This window comes from Micromonospora sp. NPDC048935 (genome assembly GCF_043197875.1).
GTDB lineage: Bacteria > Actinomycetota > Actinomycetes > Mycobacteriales > Micromonosporaceae > Micromonospora.
Genome location: NZ_JBICTZ010000008.1, coordinates 406,546 through 432,948, shown reverse-complemented (window position 1 = coordinate 432,948; position 26,403 = coordinate 406,546). Strand labels below are relative to the sequence as shown.

At 71.1% G+C, this 26,403-nt stretch carries 18 protein-coding genes and 1 tRNA gene; 9 read left to right on the top strand and 10 right to left on the bottom strand.

Annotation, left to right across the window (positions count from 1 at the left end):
• Positions 1–229: 229 nt before the first annotated feature.
• The gene (gene lexA, locus ACGFIW_RS23660) at positions 230–880 is read right to left on the bottom strand and encodes a transcriptional repressor LexA (RefSeq protein WP_393319484.1); all 651 of its coding nucleotides are present in this window, start codon (positions 878–880) and stop codon (positions 230–232) included.
• Between the two features lie 456 nt (positions 881–1,336).
• On the opposite strand from lexA, the gene ACGFIW_RS23655 reads away from it, so the two are divergent.
• Together ACGFIW_RS23655 and ACGFIW_RS23650 are read left to right on the top strand one after the other, a co-directional pair.
• On the top strand, positions 1,337–1,885 hold the full coding sequence (locus ACGFIW_RS23655) for an RNA polymerase sigma factor (protein ID WP_393319386.1): 549 nt from the start codon (positions 1,337–1,339) through the stop codon (positions 1,883–1,885).
• A gap of 1 nt (position 1,886) precedes the next feature.
• A complete protein-coding gene (locus tag ACGFIW_RS23650) occupies positions 1,887–2,921 on the top strand; it encodes a CU044_5270 family protein (protein WP_393319383.1) in 1,035 nt (344 codons plus the stop codon).
• A gap of 74 nt (positions 2,922–2,995) precedes the next feature.
• Here the strand turns inward: ACGFIW_RS23650 and ACGFIW_RS23645 are convergent, their stop codons facing one another.
• The 7 genes from ACGFIW_RS23645 to ACGFIW_RS23615 all read right to left on the bottom strand — a co-directional run bounded on the left by ACGFIW_RS23645 (position 2,996) and on the right by ACGFIW_RS23615 (position 11,975).
• A complete protein-coding gene (locus tag ACGFIW_RS23645; RefSeq protein ID WP_393319380.1) occupies positions 2,996–3,586 on the bottom strand; it encodes a hypothetical protein in 591 nt (196 codons plus the stop codon).
• Positions 3,587–3,894: 308 nt separating this feature from the next.
• On the bottom strand, positions 3,895–4,890 hold the full coding sequence (locus tag ACGFIW_RS23640) for a hypothetical protein (RefSeq protein ID WP_393319377.1): 996 nt from the start codon (positions 4,888–4,890) through the stop codon (positions 3,895–3,897).
• Positions 4,891–5,243: 353 nt separating this feature from the next.
• Entirely contained in the window at positions 5,244–9,908 is a 4,665-nt protein-coding gene (locus ACGFIW_RS23635) for a hypothetical protein (protein WP_393319375.1), read from the bottom strand.
• A 3-nt stretch (positions 9,909–9,911) separates the two neighbouring features.
• Positions 9,912–10,076, bottom strand: a complete 165-nt coding sequence (locus tag ACGFIW_RS23630) for a hypothetical protein (RefSeq protein WP_393319372.1) — start codon at positions 10,074–10,076, stop codon at positions 9,912–9,914.
• Positions 10,077–10,278: 202 nt separating this feature from the next.
• Positions 10,279–11,298 (bottom strand): tyrosine-type recombinase/integrase, encoded by a 1,020-nt coding sequence (locus ACGFIW_RS23625; RefSeq protein ID WP_393319370.1) that lies wholly within the window; start codon positions 11,296–11,298, stop codon positions 10,279–10,281.
• On the bottom strand, positions 11,295–11,621 hold the full coding sequence (locus ACGFIW_RS23620) for an AbrB/MazE/SpoVT family DNA-binding domain-containing protein (RefSeq protein WP_393319367.1): 327 nt from the start codon (positions 11,619–11,621) through the stop codon (positions 11,295–11,297). Before ACGFIW_RS23620 ends, ACGFIW_RS23625 begins: the two co-directional genes overlap by 4 nt.
• Positions 11,622–11,891: 270 nt before the next feature.
• Positions 11,892–11,975 (bottom strand) — tRNA-Leu (locus tag ACGFIW_RS23615).
• A 233-nt stretch (positions 11,976–12,208) separates the two neighbouring features.
• Between ACGFIW_RS23615 and ACGFIW_RS23610 the strand changes: the two genes are divergently transcribed.
• The 5 genes from ACGFIW_RS23610 to ACGFIW_RS23590 all read left to right on the top strand — a co-directional run bounded on the left by ACGFIW_RS23610 (position 12,209) and on the right by ACGFIW_RS23590 (position 22,285).
• Complete coding sequence (locus ACGFIW_RS23610; RefSeq protein ID WP_393319364.1) at positions 12,209–14,968, top strand: hypothetical protein; 2,760 nt, start codon at positions 12,209–12,211, stop codon at positions 14,966–14,968.
• A gap of 167 nt (positions 14,969–15,135) precedes the next feature.
• Entirely contained in the window at positions 15,136–17,760 is a 2,625-nt protein-coding gene (locus ACGFIW_RS23605; RefSeq protein ID WP_393319361.1) for a fibronectin type III domain-containing protein, read from the top strand.
• A gap of 27 nt (positions 17,761–17,787) precedes the next feature.
• The gene (locus ACGFIW_RS23600; RefSeq protein ID WP_393319359.1) at positions 17,788–18,783 is read left to right on the top strand and encodes an AAA family ATPase; all 996 of its coding nucleotides are present in this window, start codon (positions 17,788–17,790) and stop codon (positions 18,781–18,783) included.
• A 14-nt stretch (positions 18,784–18,797) separates the two neighbouring features.
• Positions 18,798–19,967: a DUF58 domain-containing protein gene (locus ACGFIW_RS23595; RefSeq protein WP_393319356.1), complete on the top strand. Its 1,170-nt coding sequence runs from the start codon at positions 18,798–18,800 to the stop codon at positions 19,965–19,967.
• The gene (locus ACGFIW_RS23590) at positions 19,961–22,285 is read left to right on the top strand and encodes a DUF3488 and transglutaminase-like domain-containing protein (protein ID WP_393319353.1); all 2,325 of its coding nucleotides are present in this window, start codon (positions 19,961–19,963) and stop codon (positions 22,283–22,285) included. Before ACGFIW_RS23595 ends, ACGFIW_RS23590 begins: the two co-directional genes overlap by 7 nt.
• A gap of 39 nt (positions 22,286–22,324) precedes the next feature.
• Here ACGFIW_RS23590 and ACGFIW_RS23585 read toward each other — a convergent pair whose 3' ends face one another.
• Positions 22,325–23,116: an SDR family oxidoreductase gene (locus ACGFIW_RS23585; RefSeq protein ID WP_393319350.1), complete on the bottom strand. Its 792-nt coding sequence runs from the start codon at positions 23,114–23,116 to the stop codon at positions 22,325–22,327.
• Positions 23,113–24,096 (bottom strand): LLM class F420-dependent oxidoreductase, encoded by a 984-nt coding sequence (locus tag ACGFIW_RS23580; protein WP_393319481.1) that lies wholly within the window; start codon positions 24,094–24,096, stop codon positions 23,113–23,115. Before ACGFIW_RS23580 ends, ACGFIW_RS23585 begins: the two co-directional genes overlap by 4 nt.
• Positions 24,097–24,250: 154 nt before the next feature.
• On the opposite strand from ACGFIW_RS23580, the gene ACGFIW_RS23575 reads away from it, so the two are divergent.
• Together ACGFIW_RS23575 and ACGFIW_RS23570 are read left to right on the top strand one after the other, a co-directional pair.
• Complete coding sequence (locus tag ACGFIW_RS23575; RefSeq protein WP_393319347.1) at positions 24,251–25,465, top strand: low temperature requirement protein A; 1,215 nt, start codon at positions 24,251–24,253, stop codon at positions 25,463–25,465.
• A gap of 38 nt (positions 25,466–25,503) precedes the next feature.
• Entirely contained in the window at positions 25,504–26,367 is an 864-nt protein-coding gene (locus ACGFIW_RS23570; protein ID WP_393319345.1) for a DUF1028 domain-containing protein, read from the top strand.
• The last annotated feature ends 36 nt before the right edge of the window (positions 26,368–26,403 follow it).

Sequence of the window (26,403 nt, the reverse complement as noted above, 5' to 3'; positions counted from 1 at the left end):
ACATTCACAGCTGCGCGGCAGACTCAACTACGACGTCGATCATGCCGGTTACCTGCCAAAACTCCAGACCAGGCAACTGCGGCTGGAGTACTAGGACCACAGCGGCAGTCGCCGAAACCTGAGACGTGCTCTCCGCCCGGGAGGCGGGCGACCGCCGAGACAGTCTCTGTCAGGCGCTTTGAAGCCTGCGTTAGGGGTGGTGGCCGGTTGGGTGGTTGTCCGGGGCGAGTTAAGCAGGACGGCGCCCAGGGCGGTGAAGGACGCAGACAACCTTGCCCAGTACCCTCGCGTCAGGTGCGGGGACTGCGGAATAGCGTGAATTTCTGGGGACAAATTCGACCTGCCCATCCCGGACCCGGTACTGCTTGCAGGTCGCCTCGTCACCGATCAGTGCGGCGACGATGTCGCCATTGTCAGCCACTGGCTGTTGGCGTACGACGATCACATCCCCGTCCGCGATCCCGGCCTCGATCATCGACTCGCCACGTACCCGCAGCGCGAACAGGGTGCCTCGGCCGACTAGATCAGCGGGCAGGGAAAGGACCTCCTCGACGTGCTCCGCGGCGAGAATCGGCGTGCCAGCGGCGATAGCCCCCAGCAGAGGGATGGATATTGCCCCCTGCGGATTAGGCAGGGCAACAGTGTCGGTGGCTGGTGGGCGTGCGTCGAGCGCACGAGGGCCCCCCGGGGCTCGTCGAATCAGCCCCTGCCGCTCCAGGGCCTTCAGGTGGTGAGTTACCGACGAGGGAGATCCGAGGCCGACCGCGGCACCGATCTCCCGCACTGTCGGTGGGTAGCCATGCTGGTCAACCCAGCTCCGAATCACGGCGAGGATTCGCCGCTGCCGCGGGGTCGGCAGCGGCGGCGGACCGGGCGGCATCGCCTCGTGAACTGCCACGCTCACCACAGTACCGAAGAATTCGATCACTTGTGCTAATTGAGTGCCGTGTCGGGCTCGGGGGGACGCATGTCAGCCACACTCCTGCAGGCGGTGAGGTGCCTTTTTCTCTGCGACTAGGCGCGGCAACGGTGCCGAGCCACCGAGCTAGCTACCGGTGATGCGCGCCGCCCCGGCGATCGCGAGGCCGAACGTCTTCGCGCCCACCGCCAAGGGTGGCGCGTCCAACCGGATCAGCTCTGGGTGGGTGGCCAAGCCGAGTCACGCGACCATCCGCTGATCATGAAGGCCGCGGTCATCGTTTCAGCGAACGTCGTCAGCAGCGTCCACACCTCCGTGCAAGTCACCAGTCGGAGCATTTGACACTCTTGGGTGATTTCCTCGTTGCTGGTGGTGATGTCACGGCTGGTGCCGGACATAAGCACAGTAGGAGGTGCCATGGACGGCAGCGAAGACCGTTTCACCGAGTTGTACGAGCGTTACCACGGTGACGTGTGGCGATATGTGGCTCGACGGGTTGTCGGACCTGACGTTGGCGACGTGGTTGCCGAGGTCTTTCTCGTCGCGTGGCGTCGCCTGCGTGAGGTTCCGGCGGAGTCGGCCCTGCCGTGGTTGTACGGGGTGGCGCGGCTGGTCCTGGCTAACGAGGCCAGAGGTCGTCGACGGTGGCGGGAGTTGACGCTGCGCGTCGCGGCGGAGCCAGATCAGTCGGTGATGGCTGATCACGCGGACGAGGTGATCAGCCAGCGTGACGTCGCAATGGCGCTTGACCGGGTCCCGGACCTCGATCGGGAAGTCCTTCGGCTGGTTGCCTGGGAGCGCCTGAGCGCTGCCGAGGCTGCGGTCGTCCTCGGGTGCTCGCGGGCGACGTTCGCGATGCGGCTGATGCGAGCCCGCCGCCGGCTTCGGTCGCAACTGAGTGTGGTCGGTCTCGAGACGGGGCAGGCGTCGCATGCGGCGCCATCGATGTCGAATTGGAGCGGATGAGATGAACGCTGCCGAAGAGGTGCGTCAACTGTTGGGCGGCTTGGATCCCGCACAGGACAGCCGGCCCGAGGATGAGGAGCGTCGCGCGCGCGACCTGGCGCGCATTCTCGCCTCCGACCGCACCGGCCGCCCGGCCAAACGGGCGGTGCCGCGACGTCGTCTCGTACTGGCGGCCGGCGCAGTGGTCCTGGCGGTGGCTGCTGGTGGGGTAGCGCTGGAGACGGCCCGGGAGCCGCAGCCGGCGTACGCGGCAACCCCCGCGATCCTCACCTACGGTCCACCAGGGAGCGCGGAACCGGCCAGTGTTCGGCTGCGGCGCCTGGCGGAAGTGGCGGCGAGGCAGCCGGCACCGCAGCGGCCGGCCGGCACGGTGGAGCACTTGGAGTCGGCGAACTGGTTCCTGAACTCCTCGATCACCGGCGAACGAACCACGTCCGCTGTCGTACCGGAGCAGTGGCGGTCCTGGCGGACCGACGACGACGCCGGACGGAAGATCAGGAAATCGCTGCCCCCGACGTTCCGCTCCGATGCTGACCGCCGGGAGTGGAAGAAGCGTGGCGGCCGGATTGACTCGTCAGAGGAGACGCGTGACTACGCGGCCGGCGCGTTCTACAGCCGCTGGCGGGGCGCGGCACCTACGGACGCCACCGCACTCCGCGGGTGGCTTACCGCGGGCGCGTCCGCGCCCGAGGCCCCGGTGCAGCACCTGGAGGCTATCGCCGAACTCGCTGGCGTGCGCCTGCTGAACCCGGCGCAACGCGCGGCAGCGCTTGAGCTTCTCGCTGACCTTCCGGGCATCACGGTGACCGGCACCGTCACCGACCGCGCCGGGAGACCCGGCGAGGCGTTCTCGATCACGTCCGACGCCCACGGCCTGCCCGCCCAGTACACCGTGATCGTCGACCCTGGGTCCGGCGCGTTGCTCGGCTACGAGGCGGTGTTGACCGAGAGGGCGGGCATGTTGAACGTAACAATCCCCGCAGTAATCACCTATCGGTCGTATCTGGTCGCCGAGTACGCCGTCATGCGCCGCTGATGCGAGTTGGGTGGGTGGCGTCTCTAGGACGTCACCCACCCAACGACAGAGATGTTGCTCGGACGATCAAGGCATCAGCCGAAGATGTCCTCGGCCCGGTCGTTGTAGCTGCCCAGGTTCGCCGACGCCGTGCAGTCGCTCATGTTGTAGTTGTTGCCGGCTCCGTCGCCAAGCGTGCCGCTGTCGGTGCCCGAACATCCCCAGACGATCTCGTATCCGCCCTGGTAGTTCGTGTACGACGACGTCATATCCACGAACCCCCAGTTGTCGAGGTCATGCCAGTACTCGTCGTTGAAACTGAGCTTGCGACCCCCGAAGTCTGCATGCTCCCAAATGCACAACCATTCCTCGTCGCAGCCATGCCAATCCTGGATCCCGATGGAGCCGTCACTGCCCTTCGAGGCGCTGGTCGACGTGGCCAGAGAGGCCAGGTCGGCCTTCTCCTCGTCACGGGAGGCGTAGCAGCGCACCTCAGTGCGCGACAGAACGGCGCAAGCCCGCGCGCCCTCCCAACTCTTGGACAGGTCGATGGTGCGGCCCTGGAACGATGCGAGCGATGTCTCCGGCGCCTGACCGGATGGGCCGGCGATCGCCGGGCTCGCGAGGCCGGTCACGCCGAGAGTGGCGATTAGTGCACTGGCGAGTAGCCTGGTGCGTGTCCTCATGGGACCTCCTCTGGACAGGAAATGAGGGCAATAGCGGCCGCGGTGTGACTGCACCACAGCTGCGAACTGTTCGCCTCTCCAGCGGCTGGTCCCGTTGGAGAGGCGAACAACCTGGCCCCGACGCTAGGCCTCGGCCGATATCGACGCGACCCCGTAATGCTGGTAGGCGAGGTTTGCTCTGAAGGTCGCAAATTGCACTTTCGGTAGCCGCATGATCACTCTGGAGTGAAATCGGTTGTCTTTTGCGGCCTCCCACTGACCCTGCTGACGGCCTCTTGCCGACTCAGGCTCCGTCTCGCCGGTAGCGCTCATCGGCGGCCCACGGACGCCATCCTTCCCGCGCATGATTCCGCCACGGAGGGGAGATGTCGCCCTGCGGCCGTAGCCCACCTGGGCGCCCGTAAGGGTCGTGTCGGTGCAGTCGTCGCGCTCGCCGGCCCGAGCCTTGGTGGCTGCTGCTTCGCCGGGCAGGCGAAGTTCGCTTGGTCGACGAGGTGGTGCAGCTCGGCTGCTGAGCGGCCGTCAAACCTTGCCGACGTCCGGCGGTCCCGGAACCACGGTTGGCTCGGGCGTGGGTCGCCACACTCAGTGCGCGACAACGCCGTTCGGTCGACGCGCTCCTGAGGGACGCGGACACCTTGCTCGAGTCGGCTGATGACGCTCGAGGGAAGTTTCAGCCTCTTGGCGGTGTCGATGGCGCTGTCTTTGGAGGTGGTGTGGCCGGTGAGGTCGTCGCCGGTGGGCTCGGCGCGTGCGACGGCGTCCCACAGGGGCGTGGCGGCGGTGGCCTCAAGGCCAGCGGCGTCGGCTGCAGTGGTGAAGGCGTGGGCGGCTTCGATGCCGGCGATGTCGACGTCGCCCGCGTAGTGAACGGTGGTCGCTTGGACGCCGAGGAGTTCTTCGAGCTGGCTGAGGTCGGCTACGAGGGTGCTGGCGGCGTCACCGTTGCCGAGGATGATCGCCGCGTAGGTGGGTTGGTCAGCGGCGCGTTGCGCCCGCCACGCGGAGTCGAAGGTTGACTTGTTTTCGACGACGAGGACCGCGCCGTGGGGGCCGAGTCGGGCGGCGCCGATGTTGCCGGCGGGGGGCTGGCAGGCGAGGTGTTCCAGGCGTAGTCGTCCGGGGGCGAATAGGGCGCCGCCGGTGAGGTGTGCGAGGCGTTTCTCGTCGTTGAAGATGTGCAGCGAGCGTTCCTCGCGAGCGATGACGGGTTGCGGGTGGCCGGTGGTGCCGAGGAGCCATCGGTTTATGCGGACCGCGTCGAGTCGCAGCCGTTGGGGTGGTCGGGCTGTGCGAATCCACATCGGTGCCCAGCTCGCCATCAGTGGTGCCCACGGCTCAGTCGCCGGATCGAGGGCTCGGCCTGCGGGGCTCCGGTTGCCGGGGACGTCGATGCGTTGGGGCAGCGGAGGCAGGGCGTTGTCCCACAGCCGTCCACGAATCGACGGAAGGCGGATGGTGTCGGCGGCGGCGAGCTGGGTGAGAGCGTCGGCGAGGCGCAGCCGTGCCGCCCACGTTCCGGCCCAGCCGGGGTCTGCCTGGTCCCACAGGTGCCAGAGGCTGGCGCGTTCGATTCGGGACTGCCCCGACTCGGTGAGTGCGGTTTCGAACGTCGTGATGATCTGGGAAGTCGGGCGGGGTGCGCCCGTGGAGGTGCTCACGCCACCTCGCTGAACTCGTCGGGGTCCTGGTCCTGGGCGTGCCCGGCGCTGGTGTCCGCGAGGTCAAGGCTGAGCTGTTCATCGAAGCCGAGGGCGGCGGCGGAGATGACTGGCCACGCGTCGGAGTCGTCGGTGTCAGATGCGGCGGCGTCCCTCTCGACGGGAGAGGCGTAGAGGGCACCCTGCAAGAGCAACTCTTGCAGGCGGTCGTCAGTGACACCGCCAGGGACGACGATGTTGGCGGTGCTACGACGCGATACCCGTAGCTGCACGATGTTCGGGAACACGCCGAGCGGTTGTGGATCGCGAGTGCCGCTCAGAGAGATCAGCGAGACGTTCAGCGAGGTGGCGACGTCGCGCGCCAGGCGTAGGAAGAAGCTCTTGTTGAGCTTCGCGAACGGGTTGTCCAGGAACAGGGTCGTGCGCCGGTATCCGTAGGCGGCGGCACGGCGTGAGGCCAACAGCGAGGCGAGGATGAGCGCGACGGTGACTCCCTCGCCGCCGGAGGTCTGCCTGGCCAGCTTCTCGACAGGCTTGTGCTCGGCGCTCAGCGGGTCGGAGGGTACGAGGATCATCGCGGTGAAGCGGGGAGTGATGGCCTGCATCAGTTCGAAAATGGTCTCGTCCGCGTCGAAGGCGCGGCGCGTCGGCAGGTCGGGGTCGAACCAGCGCTGCATGGTGGTCAGGATGGCCGCTTCTCGCTGGTCGGCGGTCATAGAGGTGAGGCCGGTGAGCTTGAGCAGGGGCAGACCCGACCAGCGTCCCATCGCCGGGGTCGTGGGCAGGATCGAGTCCTCAACAGTCTTGATCACGGATCGGCGCAGGTTCTCGACCAGCCCGAAAGCGATCTTTGCCTGGCCCTCGATGCGGTCGTTGAATCGGGCGACATGATGCGCGACCGAGTCGCGACGGCCAACGAGATCGTGGTGGTGCCGTACAGCGGTGCGGGCGAGTGCGCGCCCGCGTTCGTGGCGGAGCATTCTCACCACCCGCTCCCCGGTGAGGAGGTCGTCGGTGGCCGCGTCGAGGGTCTTGCTGAGGTGGGACAGGCGCTTCTCGGTGCGGTCCTGAGCGCCGGCGAGTTTGCGGCGTAGGTCATCGACCGTCGCGGTGAGGGCGTTGAGTGGTGGGCGGACGGTGTCGTGGCTGGGAGCGTCGGGCTCGCGGCGTTGTAAGACGTCGAGAAGGTCCCTGACAGGGTGTGGGGCGGTGGCGATGACCGTCTCGACGTCCAGTTCGAAGGTTCGTTCTTCCTGGTCGATGCCATCGATCAGTGGGCCGGCCGCGGTCAGGCTGACAAGGAGGGCGCGTAGCTCACCGTCGGTGGTGGCGATCAGTGACTGCCGCGCCCTGAACGTGTCCAACTGGGCAGTGAGCTGCTGTTCCTGGGCGGCGGCATGCTGCGCGGTCTCGGCGGCCCGTGCGGCCTGCAGGGTCAATCGGTCGAGAACCAGGGTCGCTTCCAGGGTGTTGCTCGCGCTGTCCTCGCCGGTCAACAGCGCGTGGACGTCGCGGCGCTTGTAGCGTTCCTGCGTCTCGCTGGCCCGCTGCGTCTGTTGGGCGAGAGTCTGTTCCAACCCGCCGACGCGGGCGCTGATGGTGGGCAGGGCGTCACGGGCCTGGCGCGCGTCGGCGGTGAAGTCGGCCGGAGTGTGGGTGGGCTGTTCGGCCACGAGCCGCGACGCTTGCTCGCGGTCGCCAGAGGCGGTTTCCAGCTCGGTGGCGATTCTGTGACCCTCGGACTGGAGCTGTTCGAGCTGCGCCCGAAGCTGCGCATCGGGCAGGAGTCCCTTCCACCGTTCGACGGCGTCCCTGGTGCGCTGGGCGAGGCTGTCACGGTCGATGTCGAGGTCGTCGTCGCCGATCTCGTCGCCTGTTTGTACGAGGGTCTGACACATCGCGGAGGCATCCGCCTTCTCGCTGCCGAGCTGGCCGATGAGCCGGTCGAGGCGCCCCGCCGTCTCAGCGGCGCTGGCCTCCTGGAGCCGTGCCGCCGCGAGGGCCTCGCCCGGGGCCTGCTGCGCCTTGCGGGCGGCGTCGAGATCCGTGGCGAGCTGCGCCGCCTCGGCACGCAGCGCAGCCGTCTGGGTCTCGTCGGCGGTAAGGGGCTCCAGCCGGCGGCGACGCTCGGCAGCGTCGGTCAGGCGGCGGTTCAGCGTCTGTCCTTCGGCCGTGGCGGCGTCGTGGTGTTGGCGCAGCTTGGACAGATGGGCGCCTAGGTCGGTGAGTCGCGCCCGGATAGCCGCGGCGTCCGTCTGCCGCTGTTCCAGGTCGCGTTCGCCGCGGCTGATCGCGCCGGGGCCGATGTCGCTGCGCCACGCCCGCACCCGTCCCTGCAACTGCACCGCCAGGTCGTTGCGCTGCCGGTGGCTGGCGACGTTCCTCTGCTGCAGCTCATGGTCTTCGCGGCGGGTCTGCGCCTGTTCGTGAGCAGCCTGCGTGGACCAGAACGCGTCGTCGGGGAGAACCACGGTGACGGCGCCGGCCTCTGGCGTGGCGCCGAAGTCATCTTGGGTCCCGATCACCACCGGACCGTTGAGACGGTCGCGGTGCCGCCGAACATGGTCGATGACCTTGTCGAGATCGGCCGGCACATTGACCACGACACCGTCGGCCAACGCCGGGTGCGCGAGGGCGTAGAGGGTGGCGGTGTCGCTGGGCAGGGTGGTCAGATAGTCCCAGCCTGGGCGGGCACCCCACCGGTGTGTGAGCATCTCGGCGCACAGTTCCGCGATGTCGGGACGCGCCGGTAGCAGTCCGCGAGTCTCCAGGGACTGCGCGGCACGTTCGGCTGCGGCTGCGGCGAGGGCAGCCTGCAGCTGCTGCGCGTTCGCCCTCTCGGCGGCGCGCTGCGTCATGTCGAGCACCAGCTCGACGTGGTCGTCCAGCACCACCGGGTCAAGGTCCACAAGGCCGCTGGCGGTGAGGTCCTCGGCCAGGTCGCGGGTGGCGACGACGAGCCGCTGGACGGCCTCGGTGGCTTTGTCGATATCCGCCTCGGCGTGCGTCAACTCGGCGACGAGTGCCCGCTCCTGCTCCCGCGTCTCATCCACGGCGTTGGCGAACTGCTCCTGGCGGGCTTCTGCCTCCTGTATGGCCCGTCGCAGTTCCTGAACCTCACGCGCGGCCTCGTCGCTGACGTCGGTCGCAGCGCGGCCCGACGGCAGCAGACCTTCGGCGATCGCCTGCTGCCGTCGCTGCGCGATCTCGCGGAGCAACGTGTCGACCGCGTCGGCGCGGGTGGTGGCGCGGGCGATCACGTCCGCGGCTGCCGCCAGTTCCTCTCGGGCCTGTTCCTGACCGTCGCGTGCCGCCTTCTGCACGCGCTTGGCCTGCGTGTGCCGTTCGGTCGCCGCGTCGAGATCGGCGGTGACGCGAAGCCGCCACGCCTGTGCGGCCGATGCCGCGACCCGCCGGCTCGGTTCGGACTGTTCGGCCAGCGCCGTGAGCGTGTGCTGCAGGTCGAAGACCCGCGACTCGATGGCCCTCTGCCGTGCGATCTGCGCGGCGACCTCGGCTACCTCTGCGCTCTGGCGGGTCTGCGCAAGCAGGGCCCGCTCGTCGGCGAGCCGCTGTTCGGTCTCGGCGACCTGGGCCCGGTCCAGCTGCAACTGGCCGAGAATCTGTCGAACCTGGGCAAGCTCGTGGTCTCGGTTTGCTTGTCCGCGGGTTTGCACCGCGTGTTGGTGACGATCCCGCACGGCGGCCGACATGGCTTCGTCGGCCGACTGGATTCGCCTGAGCCGCTCGCCCGCGGCCAGCAACGCGTCCAGCAGTTCCCCGCGCCGCTCGTCGTGCCCGTCGAGTTCGGCCACGAGCACCGACAGGGCCTCGGTGTGACTGACCAGATCGGTGAGCAGGGTCTGACGACGTCGGTCCAGGGCGTAGTTGTCCGCATCGACACCCATGCGGGTCAGGCCGTCCTTGAGCTTGCCCACCAGGTCGGGATTGGCGACGGCGCTGACCAGGCTGTTCAAGAACGCCCGTGGTGAGGCGTAGGTGAACACGTGGTCCGCGGCGCCCTCGTCCTGATTCATCGCCAGCAGCCAGGTCCGGACAAAGTCAACGTCGATGCGCAGGTTGTTGCGCAGATGCCGACCCCAATCGCCCTGATCGCTGGTGACGAGGATCTCTGCATCCGGGTGCAGGGTCCGCTGCTGCCGCAGCCACGCCTGGCACTGCCGGGCGTCCTTCAGAGCACCATCGTCGTCGCGAAGACCAACACCTCGCAGGCTGAGATCGGTGGTGGTCGAGTGTGCCGACCAGAAGAACTCCTCAGCCCTTGTGTCCGGTCCGGAGTTGGCGGGCTTGAACAGGCAGACGCCGATCAACACCTTGCGGTGCGCGCCGAACGGGTTGTCGGGCTGGGCGACCTCAACCTCCAGCACGACGTGCGTCGGGTCGCCGCCCGGCACGTAGTGCTCGACCCGCTTCTCTTCACCCTGCATGCCCTGCCGACGCAGCGACAGCCGGGGCAGGAACTGCGACTTGTGGGGGAGCAGCACGTGGATAAGGAAGCCGAGCAGTGTCGACTTGCCCCCACCGTTCTCCAAGCCGATGACGACGTGACCGCCGCGCCCGAGGTCCACGGCCAGGTCAAGGTAGGCCACCTTGTCCTCGACGCGGAGGTTGACAATCCGGAATCCGGTGATGGGGCCCATGTCTTACTCCTGTACGGCTGAGGGAATCGCCGGCGTCGCTGTGCTCGGACCAGACGTGGCGGGTGGGGAGGGGGTGAAGTCACGAAGGTCGGTGAAGAGGTCGTCGACGAGCAGGTCGCGGTAGTGGGCGAGAAGCCGGCGGCGGGGCCGGAACACCGTGTCGTCCAAGGCCCCAATGGCTACTGCGCCCATCTCAACTGCGGACGGTCCGCGCCTCTTCACTGACGCCCGAATCGTCGGGCAGTCCCGCTTCTGACTTCCCAGCACGACGAAGGACGACGAACAAACCGCCAGCGGCTTTCCGGTCCTTCAGTCTCGCCATTCCTTAGGGCGGAGCCCGACCCCGCGAGGCCAGGCCCCGCCTTTACGACTAACTCAGCGGGTGCCGCTCATTGGTAAGCGCGGCCAAGGCGCCAGCGATCTCCTGCAGCGTCGCCCGCACATAGGTAGCTGTGGTCCCAGCGTCACTGCCACCCTCCGAGTGGCCAGCGTAGGCTCGAGCGATGGCATAGCCAAAGTTTCTTTCTACCCAAGTCAGGGTCGTATGGCGCAGCCAGTGAGTGCTGATCTGTTGCGCGTATACCCACGGAACGTGATTGCCGATACGGACCCACAAGTGGTCGTAACGCCGGTAGGTGATGGGATGTTGATTCCGATACCGCAATAACTGGTCCGTCGCCGCCGCACCCCGCTCTTCAGCATGCTGTTGCAGATACTTCATGAGCGTTGGGGAAACCGGCTGCCATCGCACCGTCTCACCCTTTTCACGCAGCAAGATCAGGCACTGCTGGAGGTCCAGGTCGACCGGGCGCAAGGCGAGAGCACCACCACGGCGGCAGGCCGTCTCCGTGTGCAGCCTCAGCAGTAGACTGTCTAGCGCTGGATCGTCACCCGTGCTGGCCGCGACATCGTAAATTTCCGCCAGTCGTGCGTCCGCAACAGCCCGACGCGTACTGGGCAAGCGGCGCGGCTTAGCGACTTTTAAGGCGGGATTTTCCGAAGCCGCAATAAATCCGTCAGCGACCGCCCTTTTATAAAGACAGCGGAGCGCGGCAATAAGGTGCTCGGCTGCGCTTCGACCGCCTCGTGCATTGCGACGGGCCACAGCGTGCGCCTTAACGTACTCCGCCAACTGCTCGATCTCGGATGGAGTGGGCTCATTCAGCCTTCGCTCCCCCCAGCGCTCCACTACTCGATTCCAATAGGAACCATACGCACGTCGGGTACCCTGACTGACCGCCGCTGCCACGATCGGGACATAGTCGGCGAACGTCGGCGCCAATGGGCGCCGCACAGATGCCTCCACTAGGTCAGCCGCTGAGATTCCCATCCTTGCGAGCAGGAGACGTGCGGCGTCCATTTCGGCCGCGCTTGCCGTGCTTTCGTTCATGCCCGATTACCGCCGAGAGTATTAGTGTGCGCTTCGACAATCATCTGGTCTAGCGCCGCGGGTGGGTGCACAATTAGGATCCCGGCCGTAGGGTCCGCCGCCAGCAGTACCCGCTCGCCGGCCTTGAGGCCGCACCACTTTCGAACGGCTGCTGGAAGGTGTAGATGGCGCTGACCAGTCAGCGTGAAAACCCCTTGCGGGCTCAGGCGCACGACGATGAGTCCAGCATCTTCGTAGATGTGGAGGCGGGTTTCTGATGTCCAGCCAAGTACGTGAACGATCACGCGATCGGCGATCCGACCACTGATGTCGATGGCGGCCAAAGCCATAGACCATGACTCCCGTGCGCGGTGTCGGAAAGTCTGGCAGCGGCAATGGTGGACGGCGTAGCCCTCTGCCTGGTTCTCGACCGCTTTCGCGGCGTCGGTCCGCCTGCGTCGCGGGAAGTACGAGGGCAGGAATCGGGGCATCAGCCATGGCAATCAGCCTGACCGCGCACTGCCCGACCTAGGGCTGCTTCAGAGCCGAGATTCCGGTGTTCAAGCCGGCTCGACCACCAGTACGTCAGATACAGCAGGGATGCTTCAAATCTGTGTCCGAGGGGGGACTTGAACCCCCACGCCCTATACGGGCACTAGCACCTCAAGCTAGCGCGTCTGCCATTCCGCCACCCGGACCTACACGTTCAGCCTACCGCGCCGACCAGATGATCTTGCAATCCGATGGTCGGTCCGGCGGGCCGCACGGGGAGTTACTGTACACGCCGCTCGTGGATCATGCACATCGCCTTCCGGCCCCGCCCTCCCGGTGCCTTCGCCGCTGCTCAAACCACCCCGTACCCGCCCACCGACTCCCCACCCGGGGCGTGTCCGGGTAGCGTCCGGAGGCCCTCTGACGGCAGCATTGCCTCGTGTCCCATCCCTCTCCCCTGGCAGCCGCCCAGCACCGGGCCCTCGCCCTGCGCGCCGCGGGCGACCTCAGGGCCGCCCGGCAGCTACTCACGGAGGCCGTCGGATCCGCTCCCCCGCCCTACACCGAGGACCACCCTGAGATGCTGCACACCGCGCACCTGCTGGCGCGGCTGCACCGCGAGGCGGACGATCCGCTCGCCGCCCGCCGGGTGCTGGAGGAGGCGTTCGCGGCGGGCGAGCGGCGCTGGCAGCACGCCGACCCGGTGATGCTCGCGCTCGCCTTCGAACTCGCCGAGGTCGCGGAGGAACTGGGCAACCGGCACGAGGCCCGCCGCAACTACACCCGCGTCGCTACCGCCGGGCCCGCCACGCTCGGGGAGCACCACCCGGCGGTACGCGCCGCCCGCGACTATCTTGGCCCGCCCTCACCGGCGCCGACTGAGCAGCACGGACCGTCGCCGGTCCCCGATCCGGTCGCCCCGCCGGCCGAGTCCGGCATCCGGTCGGCGCTGTCCGGCCCGACGCTGTCCATGGCGACCCTGGCCGCGATGCGCCCCTCCGCTGGTGGCCCGGCGCCCACCAACTCGCCCTGGGCTCCGCCGCGGGCGCCGGCCACCCCCTGGTCAACCCCTCCCGGGGTACGCGGCCCCGCCGCGCCCAACCCCGCCGGCGACGCCGCCGCTGCCGATTCTCGACGTACGCCCACGCCGTCCCCGATCACGCCTACGCAGCCCGGCCCACCGCCCGCCGTACCCGGGCCCGCCCTGCCGCCCCGTCAACGTGCCAACGAACACCCACCCGGGTCCGCCCGGTCAACGATCGACCAACCATCCCGGCCAAGACCGGAGAGCCAGCCACCCCGAGCACAAGAAGGCCAGCCACCCCAGCCCAGGTTCGAGGGCCAGCCACCCCGACCAAGGGCCGAAAGCCAGCCGGCCCGGCCGAGGGCCGAGGACCAGCCGCTGCCGTCTGCTCAGCGGCCACCGCAGCAACCGTCCGGGCCACCCGTAGCGCCCCGCCAGCGCATGGGTGACCAGGCGACCCACCCGGCGGTCGACGTGCCGCACCGGCCGTCCACCCCGTCCGCCCCGGCACCGGCCGCCGCCACGCCCGCGCCGGGGCTGCCGGCGCCTCAGTGGGACAACCCCACCATCCAGGTACGACAGATCGAACCGCTGCTCGCCGAGGAGGCCGCCCGCGCCGCAGCCAGACCGAGTGGAGCAGCCGGAGCAGCCGAAGCGAGTGGACCGGTCGACACGTCCGGCGTCGACGCGACCTCGCCGGACCGGCCATCCCCGGCCGGTGGGCCGGCGCATCCGGTGAGCGGACCACCAGCCCACCCGGTCAGCGGGCCGCCCGCCCCTCCACCACCGACCTCCGCACCGCCCGCCCACCCGTACCCGGTCTCCGGACCACCGGCGCGCCCGTCCCCGGCCTCCGGAGCACCAGCCCACCCCTACCCGGTCTCCGCACCACCCGGGCACACCTACCCGGTCTCCGCACCACCCGGGCACACCTATCCGGTCTCCGCACCACCCGGCTACGCACACCCCGTCTCCGCACCACCGGTAAGCGCACCACCCGGCCACGGGCACCCCGTCTCCGCACCACCGGGCCACGGGCACCCCGCACAACCGATGAGTGCGCCGCCCGGTCCCACCTATCCCGTCTCCGGACCACCCGGCCACGCACACCCCGTCTCCGCGCCACCCGGCTACGCACACCCCGTCTCCGCACCACCGGTGAGCGCGCCGCCCGTACCGCCGTGGGGTTTGACCGCACCGCCGTGGAGCCGCACTGCCCCACCGCAACCCCTGCCGTCCGCCGGTGCCGACCCCGTCGAGGAATCCCCGACCGACCCGGACGACAGTGGTGCGGACGGCGAGTTCGGGCTGGGTAGCGTCGATGCCACGGCGGTGCGGGCCCCGCAGGCGTATACCGACCCACAGGCGTATACCGCGATGCCGGATCAGACCGAGGTGATCCCGGCCGTCCCGGCCGACGGTGGCCCGGCCAGGGGTGACGCCAGTTCGACTCCGGCTGTCGCCAACCCACCAGCCTCGACCGCCGCGCCGTCGGCCGGGCCGACTCCGGTGGCGTGGCCGACGGAGGCGGGCGCCCGGCCCGGGGAGTCGCGGCCGACCACGCCGCGAGCAGCGTCGCAGTACCACCACGACCAGTACTCGGCTCACGACCAGTACCCGCCCCCGGAGCACCAGGCCCCGTACCCGGGTCAGCAGTATCCGGCGCACGACGTGTACCGGCCGGCGTACACCGATGAGAGCGGGTCGGCGGGGCGCAACCGTGCGACGTTGATCGGCGCGGTGGTGGCGGCCGGGGTGGCCGTCGTGGCGGTGGCCGGCCTGGGTGCGGTGGTGTTGACCCGCGACGACCCGCCGCCCGGGGGGACCGCGCCGACGGCTGCGGGCCAGGCGACGGTGGGGCCACCGCCCGGGGACCTGAAGTTGCGTGACGATTCGACAACGATCACGCTGACCTGGACTGATCCGTCCGGCGGCGCGGTGCCGTTCATGGTCGCCGCAGGTCGGGCCGGGCAACCCCTGGGGGTGATGGCCACCGTGGACCCGGGTAAGACGAGCTACACGGTGAACGGGTTGAACTCGCGAGTGGATCACTGCTTCACGGTGTTGGCTGTCTACTCCACCGACAGTTTCGCGACCTCGGGTCAGGTCTGTACGACCCGGGAGCGCACCGGCGGGTCGAGCGGCGAGCCCTCGGCGCAACCGTCGCCGAGCTGAGACACACCGAGGTGAGCTGGGCGTCCACTGCGCACACGCTCGGTATCCACAGGGGTGACGGTGCGGGTTTCCCCGTCACCAGCAGCGCCATATGATGGCACCCGGCTCAGGGGAGGGGTCGCCGCGAGGCGCCGCCACCTGCCACGACTCAGGGGAGGCTGCCGGCTGTGGCCAGCATCGAAGACTCCGTACCGACAGATGCCCGTCGCTCCCGGTCCCGGCTGCGCGGCGGGCTGGTGACGGTGGGCACGGTGGCCGCGCTGCTGGCGGCCATGGGGCTGACCGTGCTGGGGCTCGGCGCGGCCGACAACGCGGTGGCCAACTACGACGCGAGTTCGTGGTTGTGGAGCGCGGCGCGCAGCGAGCTGGCCCGGGTCAACGGGGTCACCGCCCGGGTGGACACCCGCACCGAGATCCCCGGTGCCGTCCGGCACCCGATGCAGATCACCCAGACCGACCGGCTGCTGGTCCTGCGTGATCTGCAGACCGGGCAGATCAGCTCACTGGACCTGGCCACCCTCCAGCTCACCGCGACCACCCGGACCACCCCCGGCCTGGGCGTGAGCGTCGCGCTGCACGAGGATTCGGCGTTCGTCGTCGACGCCGTGCAGGGCATCGTGCGGCAGCTCGACCCGCGGTCGCTGACCCCGGTCGGCGAGCCGGTGCACTATCCGCCGGGCATCACCGGCGGGACGTTCGACGGCGAGGGTCGGCTCTGGATCGCGGTGCCCAGTCAGGGCACCGTCTCGGCGATCACCGCCGCCGCGTTGCCGTCCGCGCCGGCCTCGGCCGCGCCCGTCGGCGGCGGGCTCAGCCCGAAGCAGGTCGAGTCGTACGACGTCGCCGAGGCCAGCCACGAGCTTGTGGTGTCCAGCCTGGACGAGGGTGTGGCGGTGCTCGACCGCACGGCCGGGAAGCTGGTGCGGGTGCAGGGGGGCAAGGTTCACCCGACGCCGTTGACGCTGTCCGGTCCGGGTGACCTGCCGACGCGCACCAGTGGGCAGCGGGTTCCGGTGACCGTGCCCGGCGAGCGGCGGGTGCTGGTGGTGGGTGACGGTGGGGAGGAGCGGGCGTTCACGGTGCCGGGCGAGGGCGACCGGCTCAGGCCGGCGGTGGCCTGGGCGGACCGGTTCTACTGCGCCGACGAGGCCACCGGCATGATCTACACCTTCGACGCGGGTGGCCAGTTGGTCGAGACCATCCGCGGGCGGGCGAACGGGCCGTTGGAGCTGGAGGTCCGGGAGAATCATCTGTTCATCAACTCTCCCGACGCGGCGACCGCCCGGGTGGTGGACGACAAGCACCAGGTGCGCGAGGTCGACAAGTACGCCAACGACGTGCTCGGCGGCGATCCGCCGCCGGTTGCCCCACCGCCGCCCCCGCCGAAGAAGCCCAGGGTGGGCAAGCCGAGCGCGCCGCGCAGTGTCACCGCCGCCGCCGGCAACGCGCAGGCACGGGTGAGCTGGCGGCCGGCCGCCGCGAACGGCGCCGAGATCATCAAGTACGTGGTGGAGGGCGCCGGCCAGCGCCTGGAGGTGGGCGCCAACCAGCGTGCGGTGGAGGTCAAGGGTCTGACCAACGGCGAGACGTACCGGTTCGCGGTGCACGCCGTCAACGCCAAGGGCGACGGGCCGCCGCGCAACAGCAACCCGGTGATCCCGACCGCGGCGGTGCCCGACCCGCCGGCGAGCGTCACCGCCCAGGAGCGGCCTGACGGCACGGTGCTGGTGAAGTGGCCGGCGGCGAACGGTCAGGGCAACACCATCTCCCGGTACGCGGTGACGGCCAGTTCGGCGGGGACGAACGCGCCGGTCGGCGAGTCGACGAAGACGGAGCTGGTGGTGCCCGCCGGTGAGTTGGAGTTCGGCACGCAGTACGCGTTCACCGTCGTCGCGGTCAACGACAAGGGTGCCGGTTCGGCGGCGTCGCCGGTCAGCAACACGGTGGTGCCGTTCGCGGTGCCCGGTGCGCCGGTCGAGCTGCGGGCCGGCACTGTCGCCAACCAGCCGGGCGCGGTGACGGTGCAGTGGGCGCCGGCCGAGGCCAACGGCCGACCGGTGACGAAATACCTGGTGGACGTCGGTGGGCGGGTCAGTGAGGTGACCGACACCCGCACGACGGTCACCGGGCTGGGCAACGGCCAGAACGTCACGGTGCGGGTGAAGGCGGTCAACGAGGCGGGTGCCGGCCCGGAGGCCACCGCCACCGCGCGTACGGTCGCCGAGCCACGGGTCACGGTGACCGGCTCGTCGGCGACGGCCACGGCGGCGACCGTGACGTTCACCGTGGACGCGGGCGGCGGTCAGGCCACCTGCGCGGTGAGCACGCCGGGTGAGCCGACGAAGGCCGGTGCGTGTTCCAGCATCACGATGACGGGCCTGGCGCCGGGCACGGCGTACACGTTCACGGTGACGGCCACCAACGCCGCCGGTAAGGGCACGGCGACGAGGGCCCAGGCCACGCCCTCGCTGTTCGGCATCGCGACCTGCAACAACGGGCCCGACGGCGCCCAGCGCACCTACTGCGACAAGGATCGCGACGGCCGCAACGGCAACGAGATCTTCAAGGTCGCCGCGCAGGACAACGACCAGCAGGCCGGCTGGGCCGAGCCCGGCACCCGCCTGAAGGCGTACTGCAAGAAGACCGGCGAGGACGTCGACTCGTGGATCTACAACAACCAGAAGCGCAGCAAATGGTGGGTGCAGGTCGAGTACAGCGGAAAGAACTACATTCCCTGGGCCTGGCTCAACCTGGAGGGCGGCGACGACATCAACGTCCTGCCCACCTGCTGAACCACCAGCCAAGGAGCACCGCCGACCGTGAACACCCACGAGCCGCTCACCCAGCCGGAGGTCCAGGGCTTCGCCGCCCTGGCCGCCCGGCTGGCCGAGAACGTCAACGCGGTGGTGCTCGGCAAGCCGCAGGTGGTGCGGCTGGCGCTGACCGCGCTGTTCGCGCAGGGTCACGTGCTCCTGGAGGACGTGCCCGGGGTCGGTAAGACGACCCTGGCGCGGGCCATCGCCGCCACGGTGAAGGGTGAGTGGCGGCGCATCCAGTTCACGCCCGACCTGCTCCCGTCGGACGTGTCCGGGGTGACCATCTTCAACCAGGCGAGCAGGGACTTCGAGTTTCACCCGGGGCCGGTCTTCGCCAACATCGTGATCGCCGACGAGATCAACCGGGCGTCGCCGAAGACCCAGTCGGCGCTGCTGGAGGTGATGGAGGAACGCACCGTCACGGTGGACGGGGTCCGGCACCCGGTGCCGTCGCCGTTCCTGGTGGTGGCCACGCAGAACCCGGTGGAGATGGACGGCACCTACCGACTGCCCGAGGCGCAGCTGGACCGTTTCCTGGTGAAGCTGTCCGTTGGCTACCCGGACGAGGCGGTCGAGGTGGAGGTGCTGCGCGGCGCGACGGTGCGCTCGCCGGAGGCGCTCGCCCCGGTCACCGACACCGCCACCGTCGGGGAGATGGTGCGGATGGCCCGCCGGGTGCACATCGCCGAGCCGCTCTACGCGTACGCGGTTCGGCTGGCCGCCGCGACCCGCACCCACCCGCAGGTGCGGGTCGGGGTCAGTCCCCGGGGTGTGATCGCGTTGACCCGTGCGGCGTGCGCGTACGCGCTCATCGACGGGCGGGGCTGGATCATGCCGGAGGATCTGAAGGCGCTCGCCGAAGCGGTGTTCGCGCACCGGCTGCTGCTCACCCCCGAGGCCCAGGTGCGCGGGATGACCGCCGCGGAGGTGCTGCGCCAGGCCATCGCCTCGGTGCCGGTGCCCCTGCCGTCGGGGCAGCCCGCTCCGGTGCAGGGCTGACCGGCAGCAGCGGCATGGGGATCACCGCCCGTGGGGTCGGGCTGCTCGTCGCCGCCGTGGTGCTGCTGGCTGTGGGTTTCCGGTTCGCGTACCCCGAGTTGACGCTGCTCGGCGCGGCGGCCGGCGCGGCCGTCGGTTATGCCGCACTCGTCGCGGCCTGGCGCCCCCGGCTGACGGTGACCCGGCACGCCGATCCGGACCGGGTGGCACGCGGCGAGCCGGCGAGCATGATGGTGACGGTGCGCAACTCCGGCCGGTTGCGGTCGGCGAACCTGCTCGCCGAGGACCGGTGCGGGGATCGCAGCGTGCCGGTGCCGGTGTTGCGCCTGCGGCCGGGCCGGGACACCGAGGTCCGCTACGACGTGCCGACCCACCGTCGTGGGGTGGTGCCGGTGGGGCCGCTGCGGGTGACCCGACGCGACCCGCTGGGTTTGGTGGCGTTGGCCCGCCCGTACGGGACGGTGGTGCCGGTGTGGGTGTATCCCCGGGTCCACCCGCTGACGGCGGTGCCGCGCGGTGCGGGGCGCAGCCTCGACGGCCGGGTGGACGGGGTGCCCCACGGCTCGATCACGTTCGACTCGCTACGGGAGTACGTGGTGGGCGACGAGTTGCGCCGGGTGCACTGGCGCACCAGCGCCCGGGTGGGTGAGCTGATGGTGCGGGAGAACGTGGACACCAGCCTGCCGCGCCTTGTCGTCCTGCTGGACAACCGGGCCGTCGCGCACCCGCGGCGGGTGGGTGGGGTGGCGGAGTCGTTCGAGTCGGCCTGTGAGGCGGCGGCGTCGATCGTCACGGCCGCGCACCGCGAGGACCTGCCGGTGATGTTGCTGTTCGCCGCCGCCGAGCCGGACCCGCCGGGCGGGGGGACGGACGTCGGGACGACGCTCGGCCCACTGGACCGGCTGGCCGCCGCCGAGCTGTCCGATGCGGACGAGGCGGTCCGCGGGGCGGCCTCCCGGCTGCGCCAGGACCGGCTCGGTGACACGCTGGTCTTCCTGACCGGGCCGGGTGGGCGCGACGACCTGGGGCACGTGGGGGCGCTGCGCGGGGCGTACCCGTCGGTGGTGGTCGGGGTGTTCGGCGCGGCCGAGCCGACGCCGCCGGGTGCGGCCGGCCTGGTGGTGGTCGACGCGGCGGACGGCGCGCAGTTCGCCGCCGAGTGGGACGGGGTACGCCGGTGGTGACGCACGCCGTGCGGGTGTTGCGGGCGGCGGCGGTCCCGTTGACGCTGATCGCGCTGACCGCGCTCGCCGGGGTGGTGCTCGGCCGGGTGTACGCGGGGGACCTGCTGACCCGACTGGTGATCGGCGCGGCGGTCGGTTCGGTGCTGGTCAGCGTGGCCGCCCGGCGGTTGCCGTCGTGGCTTGTGGCGCCGGTGTCGGTGGCCGCGATGGCCGGTTGGACACTGTGGTCGCTGCGGCTGGCCGCGAACGACGCCGAGCTGCCGGGTGGTCTGTTGGAGATCACTGGCGATGCCGCGCGCAACGGCATTCCCCGGTTGCTGACCGCGATGATCCCGGTGCAGCCCACCCCGGACACGGTGCTGGTGCCGGTGGTGGCCGCCTGGCTGGCCGGGTTGACCGGTGCGGAGGTCGCGTTGCGCACCGGTCGGGTGCTGCTGGGTTACCTGCCGGCGGCGGGGCTCTACGTCGCCGCCCTCTACGTGGTGGGTCCGAATGCCGCGCCGGCCGTCGGGGTGACAGTGGCGTTCGTCGCGGTCGCGGCGGTTGGCCTGGCCGCCCCCACCGGCACGGCGCCGGCCGCCGACGATCCGGCCGCCGACCTGGCCCCCCGGGTACGCGCGGCGGTGCGGCTGCGCCTGGCCACCAGCGCGGCGCTCGGGGTGGCTCTGGTGGTGGGGCTTGTCGCGTTGCTCGGCCCGGTCGTCGCCGGTCAGGTCGACGGGCGGCCGGTGGACCCCCGCCGGTACGTGGAGCCGCCGCAGGTGCAGTCACTCGACGAGAATCCGTTGATCCGGATCTCCGGCTGGGCTCTGCACCCGGAGCAGAAGCTCCTCGACGTGAGCACGCAGCGCTCCGGCGCACCGCTCCCCCCACCCGGAGGTGCCCCGCCGGAGCCGGAGACCGAGACGGAGCCCGGGGCGGGGCCGGCGGCACAGACCGGTGTGCGGATCCGGTTGGCGGTGCTCAGCGACTACGACGGGGTGACCTGGCGGGTCGGCGCGACGTACCGCAACGCCGGCCGGATCCTGCCGGCCGCCGCCCCGGCCCGCGACAGCACCGTGGAAACAGTCCGCCAGCAGATCACCGTCGCGGAGCTGAGCGGTCGGCTGCTGCCCGCCGTGGCGACGCCCCGGGAGGTCAGCGGCGCACGTGTGGCGTACGACCCGGCGAGCGGGACGTTGATCCGGCCGGAGGGTTTGACGCCGGGGCTGCGGTACGCGGTGACCTCCGTCGAGGAGCACCCGGACCCCAACCTGTTGGCGAGTGCGAACGTGCCCGCCGGCGAGGAGGTGGCTCGGGTGTTGCGGGTGGCCGACGGGGTGCCCGACCCGATGCGTCGGCTGGCCACGCAGCTCGCCGAGGACAATGGTGCGCCGCTCGCCCGGGCTCTGGCGATCGAGCAGTTCCTGGCCGAGCACTACCGGGTGGTGGCCGACGCGCCGAGCGGGCACGCGTACCCGAATCTGGGTTTCTTTCTCTTCGGGCCGCGCGGCGGTGGCGGGCAGGAGGGCACCTCGGAGCAGTTCGCGGCGGCGTTCGCGGTGCTCGGCCGGTTGTCCGGGTTGCCGACGCGGGTGGTCGTGGGTTTCCGGGCCGGTGGGCAGGGGCCGGTGCTCGCCGGTGACGCGTTCGCCTGGCCGGAGGTGCTCTTCGACGGGCTGGGTTGGGTGCCGTTCAACCCGCTGCCGCGCCCGAACGAGGAGCCGCGGCCGGTGGAGGAGGATTTCCGCCCGGCACCGGAGGACCCACCGCCGTCGGAGGCGCCGGCGCCCACCGTGGAGCCGTCCGCCGCGTCACCGGAGCCGGCCGCCGCCCCGGACGGGCCACCCAGCGCTGGCGGGTTGTCCACGATGGTGCTGGTCGGCGGCGGCAGCGGTGGTCTGCTGCTGGTGGTGGGGGCGCTGCTGCTGACCCTGCTGGCGCTGCGCCGCTCACTCACCCGCGCCCGGCTGGGGCAGGGCGACCCCGGTCAACGCATCGCCGGCGCCTGGCGGGAGGTCACCGACGCGCTGCGGCTGGCCGGTCGACCGGTCGGTGACGACCTGGCCGCCACGGAGGTGGCCGGGCACGCCCGCGAGGCCCTCACCGAGGCCCGCGCGGGCGCGGTCGACGACGGGCCGTCGGTCGACGAGTTGGCGGCCCTGCTCAATCAGGTGGGCTTCGCCCCGGGTGCCGCGACAGCGGAGCAGGCGGCCCGCGCCGCCGAGGTGGCCACCGGCTACGTGGCCATCCTGCGTTCCGCGCGCCCCTGGTGGCGCCGGCTCCTCTGGTCGGTGCACCCCACTCCCCTGCGCCGAGCCCGCCGGTCCGCCCGGTGATGCCGGTCCCCCGGTGCGGTCGCGGCCGGGCCGCACGGCTCAGGCCATCAGGCGGCGGACGAGTTTGCGCATGCCGGCCTGCCAGCCGTCCGGGTCCTCGGCGCGGCGGCGGGCGAAGTCGGCGACCTCCGGGTGCGGCAGGATCAGGAAGCGTTCCTCGGCCAGCCCGGCGATGGCCGCGTCGGCGACCTGGTCGGGGGTGAGCACCGCGCCGGACGCGGCGACCACCCGGGCACCGAGATGACCATCGAGGAGCCCGTCGGCGAGCATCGGGGTGTCCACCCCCTGCGGGCACAGTGCGCTGACCCGGATGCCCCGGTCCCGGTAGGTGATCGCGAGCCATTCGGCGAAGCCCACCGAGGCGTGCTTCGTCGCGGTGTACGCGGCGTCGCCCACCGCGGTCAGCACGCCCGCCGCCGAGCAGGTGTGCAGCAGGTGCCCGCCGCCGCGGGCGAGCATGCCGGGCAGCACCGCGCGGGCCGAGTAGACGTGGGCGAGCACGTTGACCCGCCACGCCCGGTCCCAGCCGGCGTCGTCGACCTCCACGCCCCCGCCGGTGGTCACCCCCGCGTTGGCGCAGAACAGGTCGATGCGGCCGTAGCGCTCCTCGGTGTCGGCGACCAGGTCGCGGACCTGCTCCTCGTCGGTGACGTCGAGGGCGATGGGGTGCGCGACCGGGCCGATGCCCTCGGCCACCGCGTCCGCCGCGGCGGCGTCCAGGTCGGCGACCACCACGGCGGCGGCCCCCTCCGCGGCGAAGCGACGGCACAGCGCGGCCCCGATGCCGCCGGCCCCGCCGGTGACCACCACGATCCGGTCGGTGAGGTTCACGCGGGCGCTCCCTGGGGGTCGGCACCCAACTGGGCGATGAGGTCGAGCAGCGCGGTCGCGCCGCCGGCGGTGCCCTCGGGGGTGGGCAGCAGCGCCAGGATCGGCACGTCGACACCGGCGTCGGCGTAACGGCGTACCTCGGCTCGGCACCGCTGCGGTGAGCCGTGCAGCACCAACGCGTCCACCACGTCGTCGGGCACCGCCGCGCTGGCGCCGCGCCGGTCACCGGCGGCCCAGGCCGCCCACATCGGCCCGAGCGCCTCGCCGCGGCCGAGCCAGCGGTGGAACTCGGCGTACGCGCCGACGGTGAGGTAGTTGGTGATGAGCCGGCGGCCCAGCGCCCGGGCGTACGCGGTGTCCTCGGTGGGGCAGACGAAGATCCGGGCGGCGACCTCGAAGCCGGCACGCCGCTCGCCCAACTCGGCGAGGGCACGCGGCACGTCGTCGGCGCCGAGCCAGTTGAGGATGACGCCGTCGGCCTCCGCGCCGGCCAGCCGGAGCATCCCCGGGCGCAGCGCGGCCAGCAGGATCGGTGGCGGCACCGCCGGTGGTCGTTCGAGCGTGAACCGGCGGATGGTGAACGTGTCGTATGCCTGGTCGACGGTCTGGCCGTGCAGCGCGGCGCGCAGGAACCGCAGCATGTCGCGGGTGCGGCGGAACGGCTCGTCGAACGGCACGGCGTTCCAGTCCCGCACGAGCACCGGTGAGGACGCGCCGATGCCGAGGGTGAACCGGCCCGGCGCGGCCTCGGCCAACGCCGCCGCGCTCATCGCCAGCAGCCCGGGGCCCCGGGTGAAGACCGGCGCGATGGCGGTGCCCAGCCGCATCCGCGGCTGCCAGGCCGCGGCGAGCGCCAGCGGGGTGAACGCGTCGGTCCCGGCGACCTCGGACGACCAGACGTCGGTGAACCCGGCCCGGTCGAGGGCCGCGTAGGCCGCGTCGTGGTGCGCCAGGGCGATCCCGCCCAGCGGCACCGTCATGCCCCATCGATTCGTCACCGACCGATCGTGCCCGTTGACGGTGGCCCCGGGCAAGATCCCCGGGTTGGGCAGAATCGCCGGTTTCCGGCCGCCCGTACCGGCCCGGATGCTACGACTTCGAGGTGGACCGGACCGACGGCGCAGGCCGCTGACCATGGCTTCCAGGGCAGCGGGGCACCTGGAGCCGGCCAAGCGCGACCCGGGCCGGGCTACCTTCCTCGAACTCTTCTTCGATCTTGTGTACGTCTTCGCGCTCACCCGGATCTCGGCCCGCGCGTTCGAGGACCTGACCGACGGGCCGGCCCGGGAGCACGGCATGGCGGCGGTCACCGGCGGCGGCAAGACGCTGTTGCTGCTGCTCGCACTGTGGTCGGTCTGGCAGGGCACCGCCTGGACGACCAGCCGCTACGACCCGTACCGGGTGCCCCTGCAAACCGTGGTGATCACCGCGTTGGTGGGCAGCATGCTGCTGGGGGTGGCGATCCCCCGGGCGTTCAGCGAGACCGGGCTGATGTTCGCGGTGGCGTACGTGGTCGCGCAGCTGACCCGACCGGTGATCCTGTCGATCGCGCTGGGACCGCATCCGTACCGCCGGTTGAAGGTGCGCATGGCTGTGGTGTTCGCATTCAGCGGGGTGTTCTGGATCGGTGGCGCGCTGTTGGGAACCAACACGCAGGTGGTGCTCTGGTCGGCGGCGCTCGTGATCGAGTACCTGGCCGCCCGCTGCGGCTGGCCGGTGCCGGGGCTGGGTCGCTCGACGGTCTCGAAGTGGGAGATCGCCGGGGAGCACCTGGCCGAGCGGTACCAGCAGTTCTTCCTCGTCGCGCTTGGCGAGACGATCCTGGTGGCGGGTTTCGCCTACAGCATGGGGCCGTACGGGTCGGGGCACGTGTGGGCGTTCGCGCTCGCGCTGGCCACCTCGATCGTGTTGTGGCGGATCTACGTCCAGCGGGCCGGGCGGATCCTGGGCGAGGCGGTGGTGAAGGCCCGCCACCCGGCGAACATCGGCCGGTCGGCGGCCGACACCCACCTGCTGATGGTGATCGGCCTCGCCGCCACCGCGATCGGTTACGAGCTGATCATCGAGCATCCGTTGGAGAAGATTCCCGGCGCCTGGTTGGCCATGGTGCTCGGCGGGCCGGCGCTGTTCCTGATCGGCCGGGCCCGCCTGGAGTACGAGGTGTTCGGGCGGATCTCCCCGTCCCGGTGGATCGCGCTCACCGTGCTGGTGGCGGCGTCGGTGCCGCTGCTGCGGCTGCCCGGTGTGGTCGCGACTGCGGTCGGGGTGGTGGTGTTGGCAGGGGTCGCGGTCATCGACGCCCGCCGGGCGCACGGTGCCCCGCCGGAGGCCGCCGCGCCACCGTTCTGAGCCGGCCCGGTACGACGATGTCCGGCTAATCTCGGCGGGTGACCTTCTCGCTCGTCGCCCGCTCCGCCGACGGCCGCCGGCACGGCGTGGCCGTGGCCAGCAAGTTCCTCGCCGCCGGGGCGTTGGTGCCGGCCGCCGCCGCCGAGGTCGGCGCCCTGGCCACCCAGGCGCACGTCAACCTCGCCTACCGCCCGCAGGGCCTCACCCTGTTGCGCACCGGCGTGGCCCCGGCCGACGTGGTGGCCGGGCTGATCGCCGCCGACCGCGAACGGGAGCACCGCCAACTCGGTGTGGTGGGTGTCCACGGTTCGGGTGCCACCTGGACCGGACCGGCCTGCCTCCCGTGGGCGGGCGGGCGCGCCGGCGACGGCTGGGCCGCGCAGGGCAACGTGCTCACCGGCCCGGAGGTCGTCGACGCGCTTGCCGACGCCTGGCTGGCCGGGTCGGCGCTGCCGTTCGCCGAACGGCTGGTCGCCGCGTTGCGGGCCGGCGACGAGGCCGGCGGTGACCGGCGGGGCCGGCAGAGCGCCGGCCTGCTGGTGGTCGAGCGCGGCGGAGGGTACGGCGGCACCAGCGACGTGCTCGTCGACCTTCGGGTGGACGACCACCCGGACCCGGTCGCCGAGTTGGGCCGGCTGCTCGCCGTGCACACCATGCTGTTCAGTCGGCCCGACCCGGCCACCCTGCTCGACCTGAGCGGCGCGGTGGCCGACGAGGTGGCGGCGTTGCTCACCGCGCTGGGTCATCCGGTGGCCGATGGGGGCACCGAAGCGGCGTTGGTCTCCTGGGCCGGGTTGGAGAACCTGGAGGAGCGGCTGGTGCCGGGGCGGATCGACCCGGTGGTGCTGACCCACCTGCGCGGCGCCGCCCCACACGTCCCCGCCCCGCGCTCCGCGAGCTGACCTCCACCGCCCAGCCCAACGCCGACCCGCGAGACG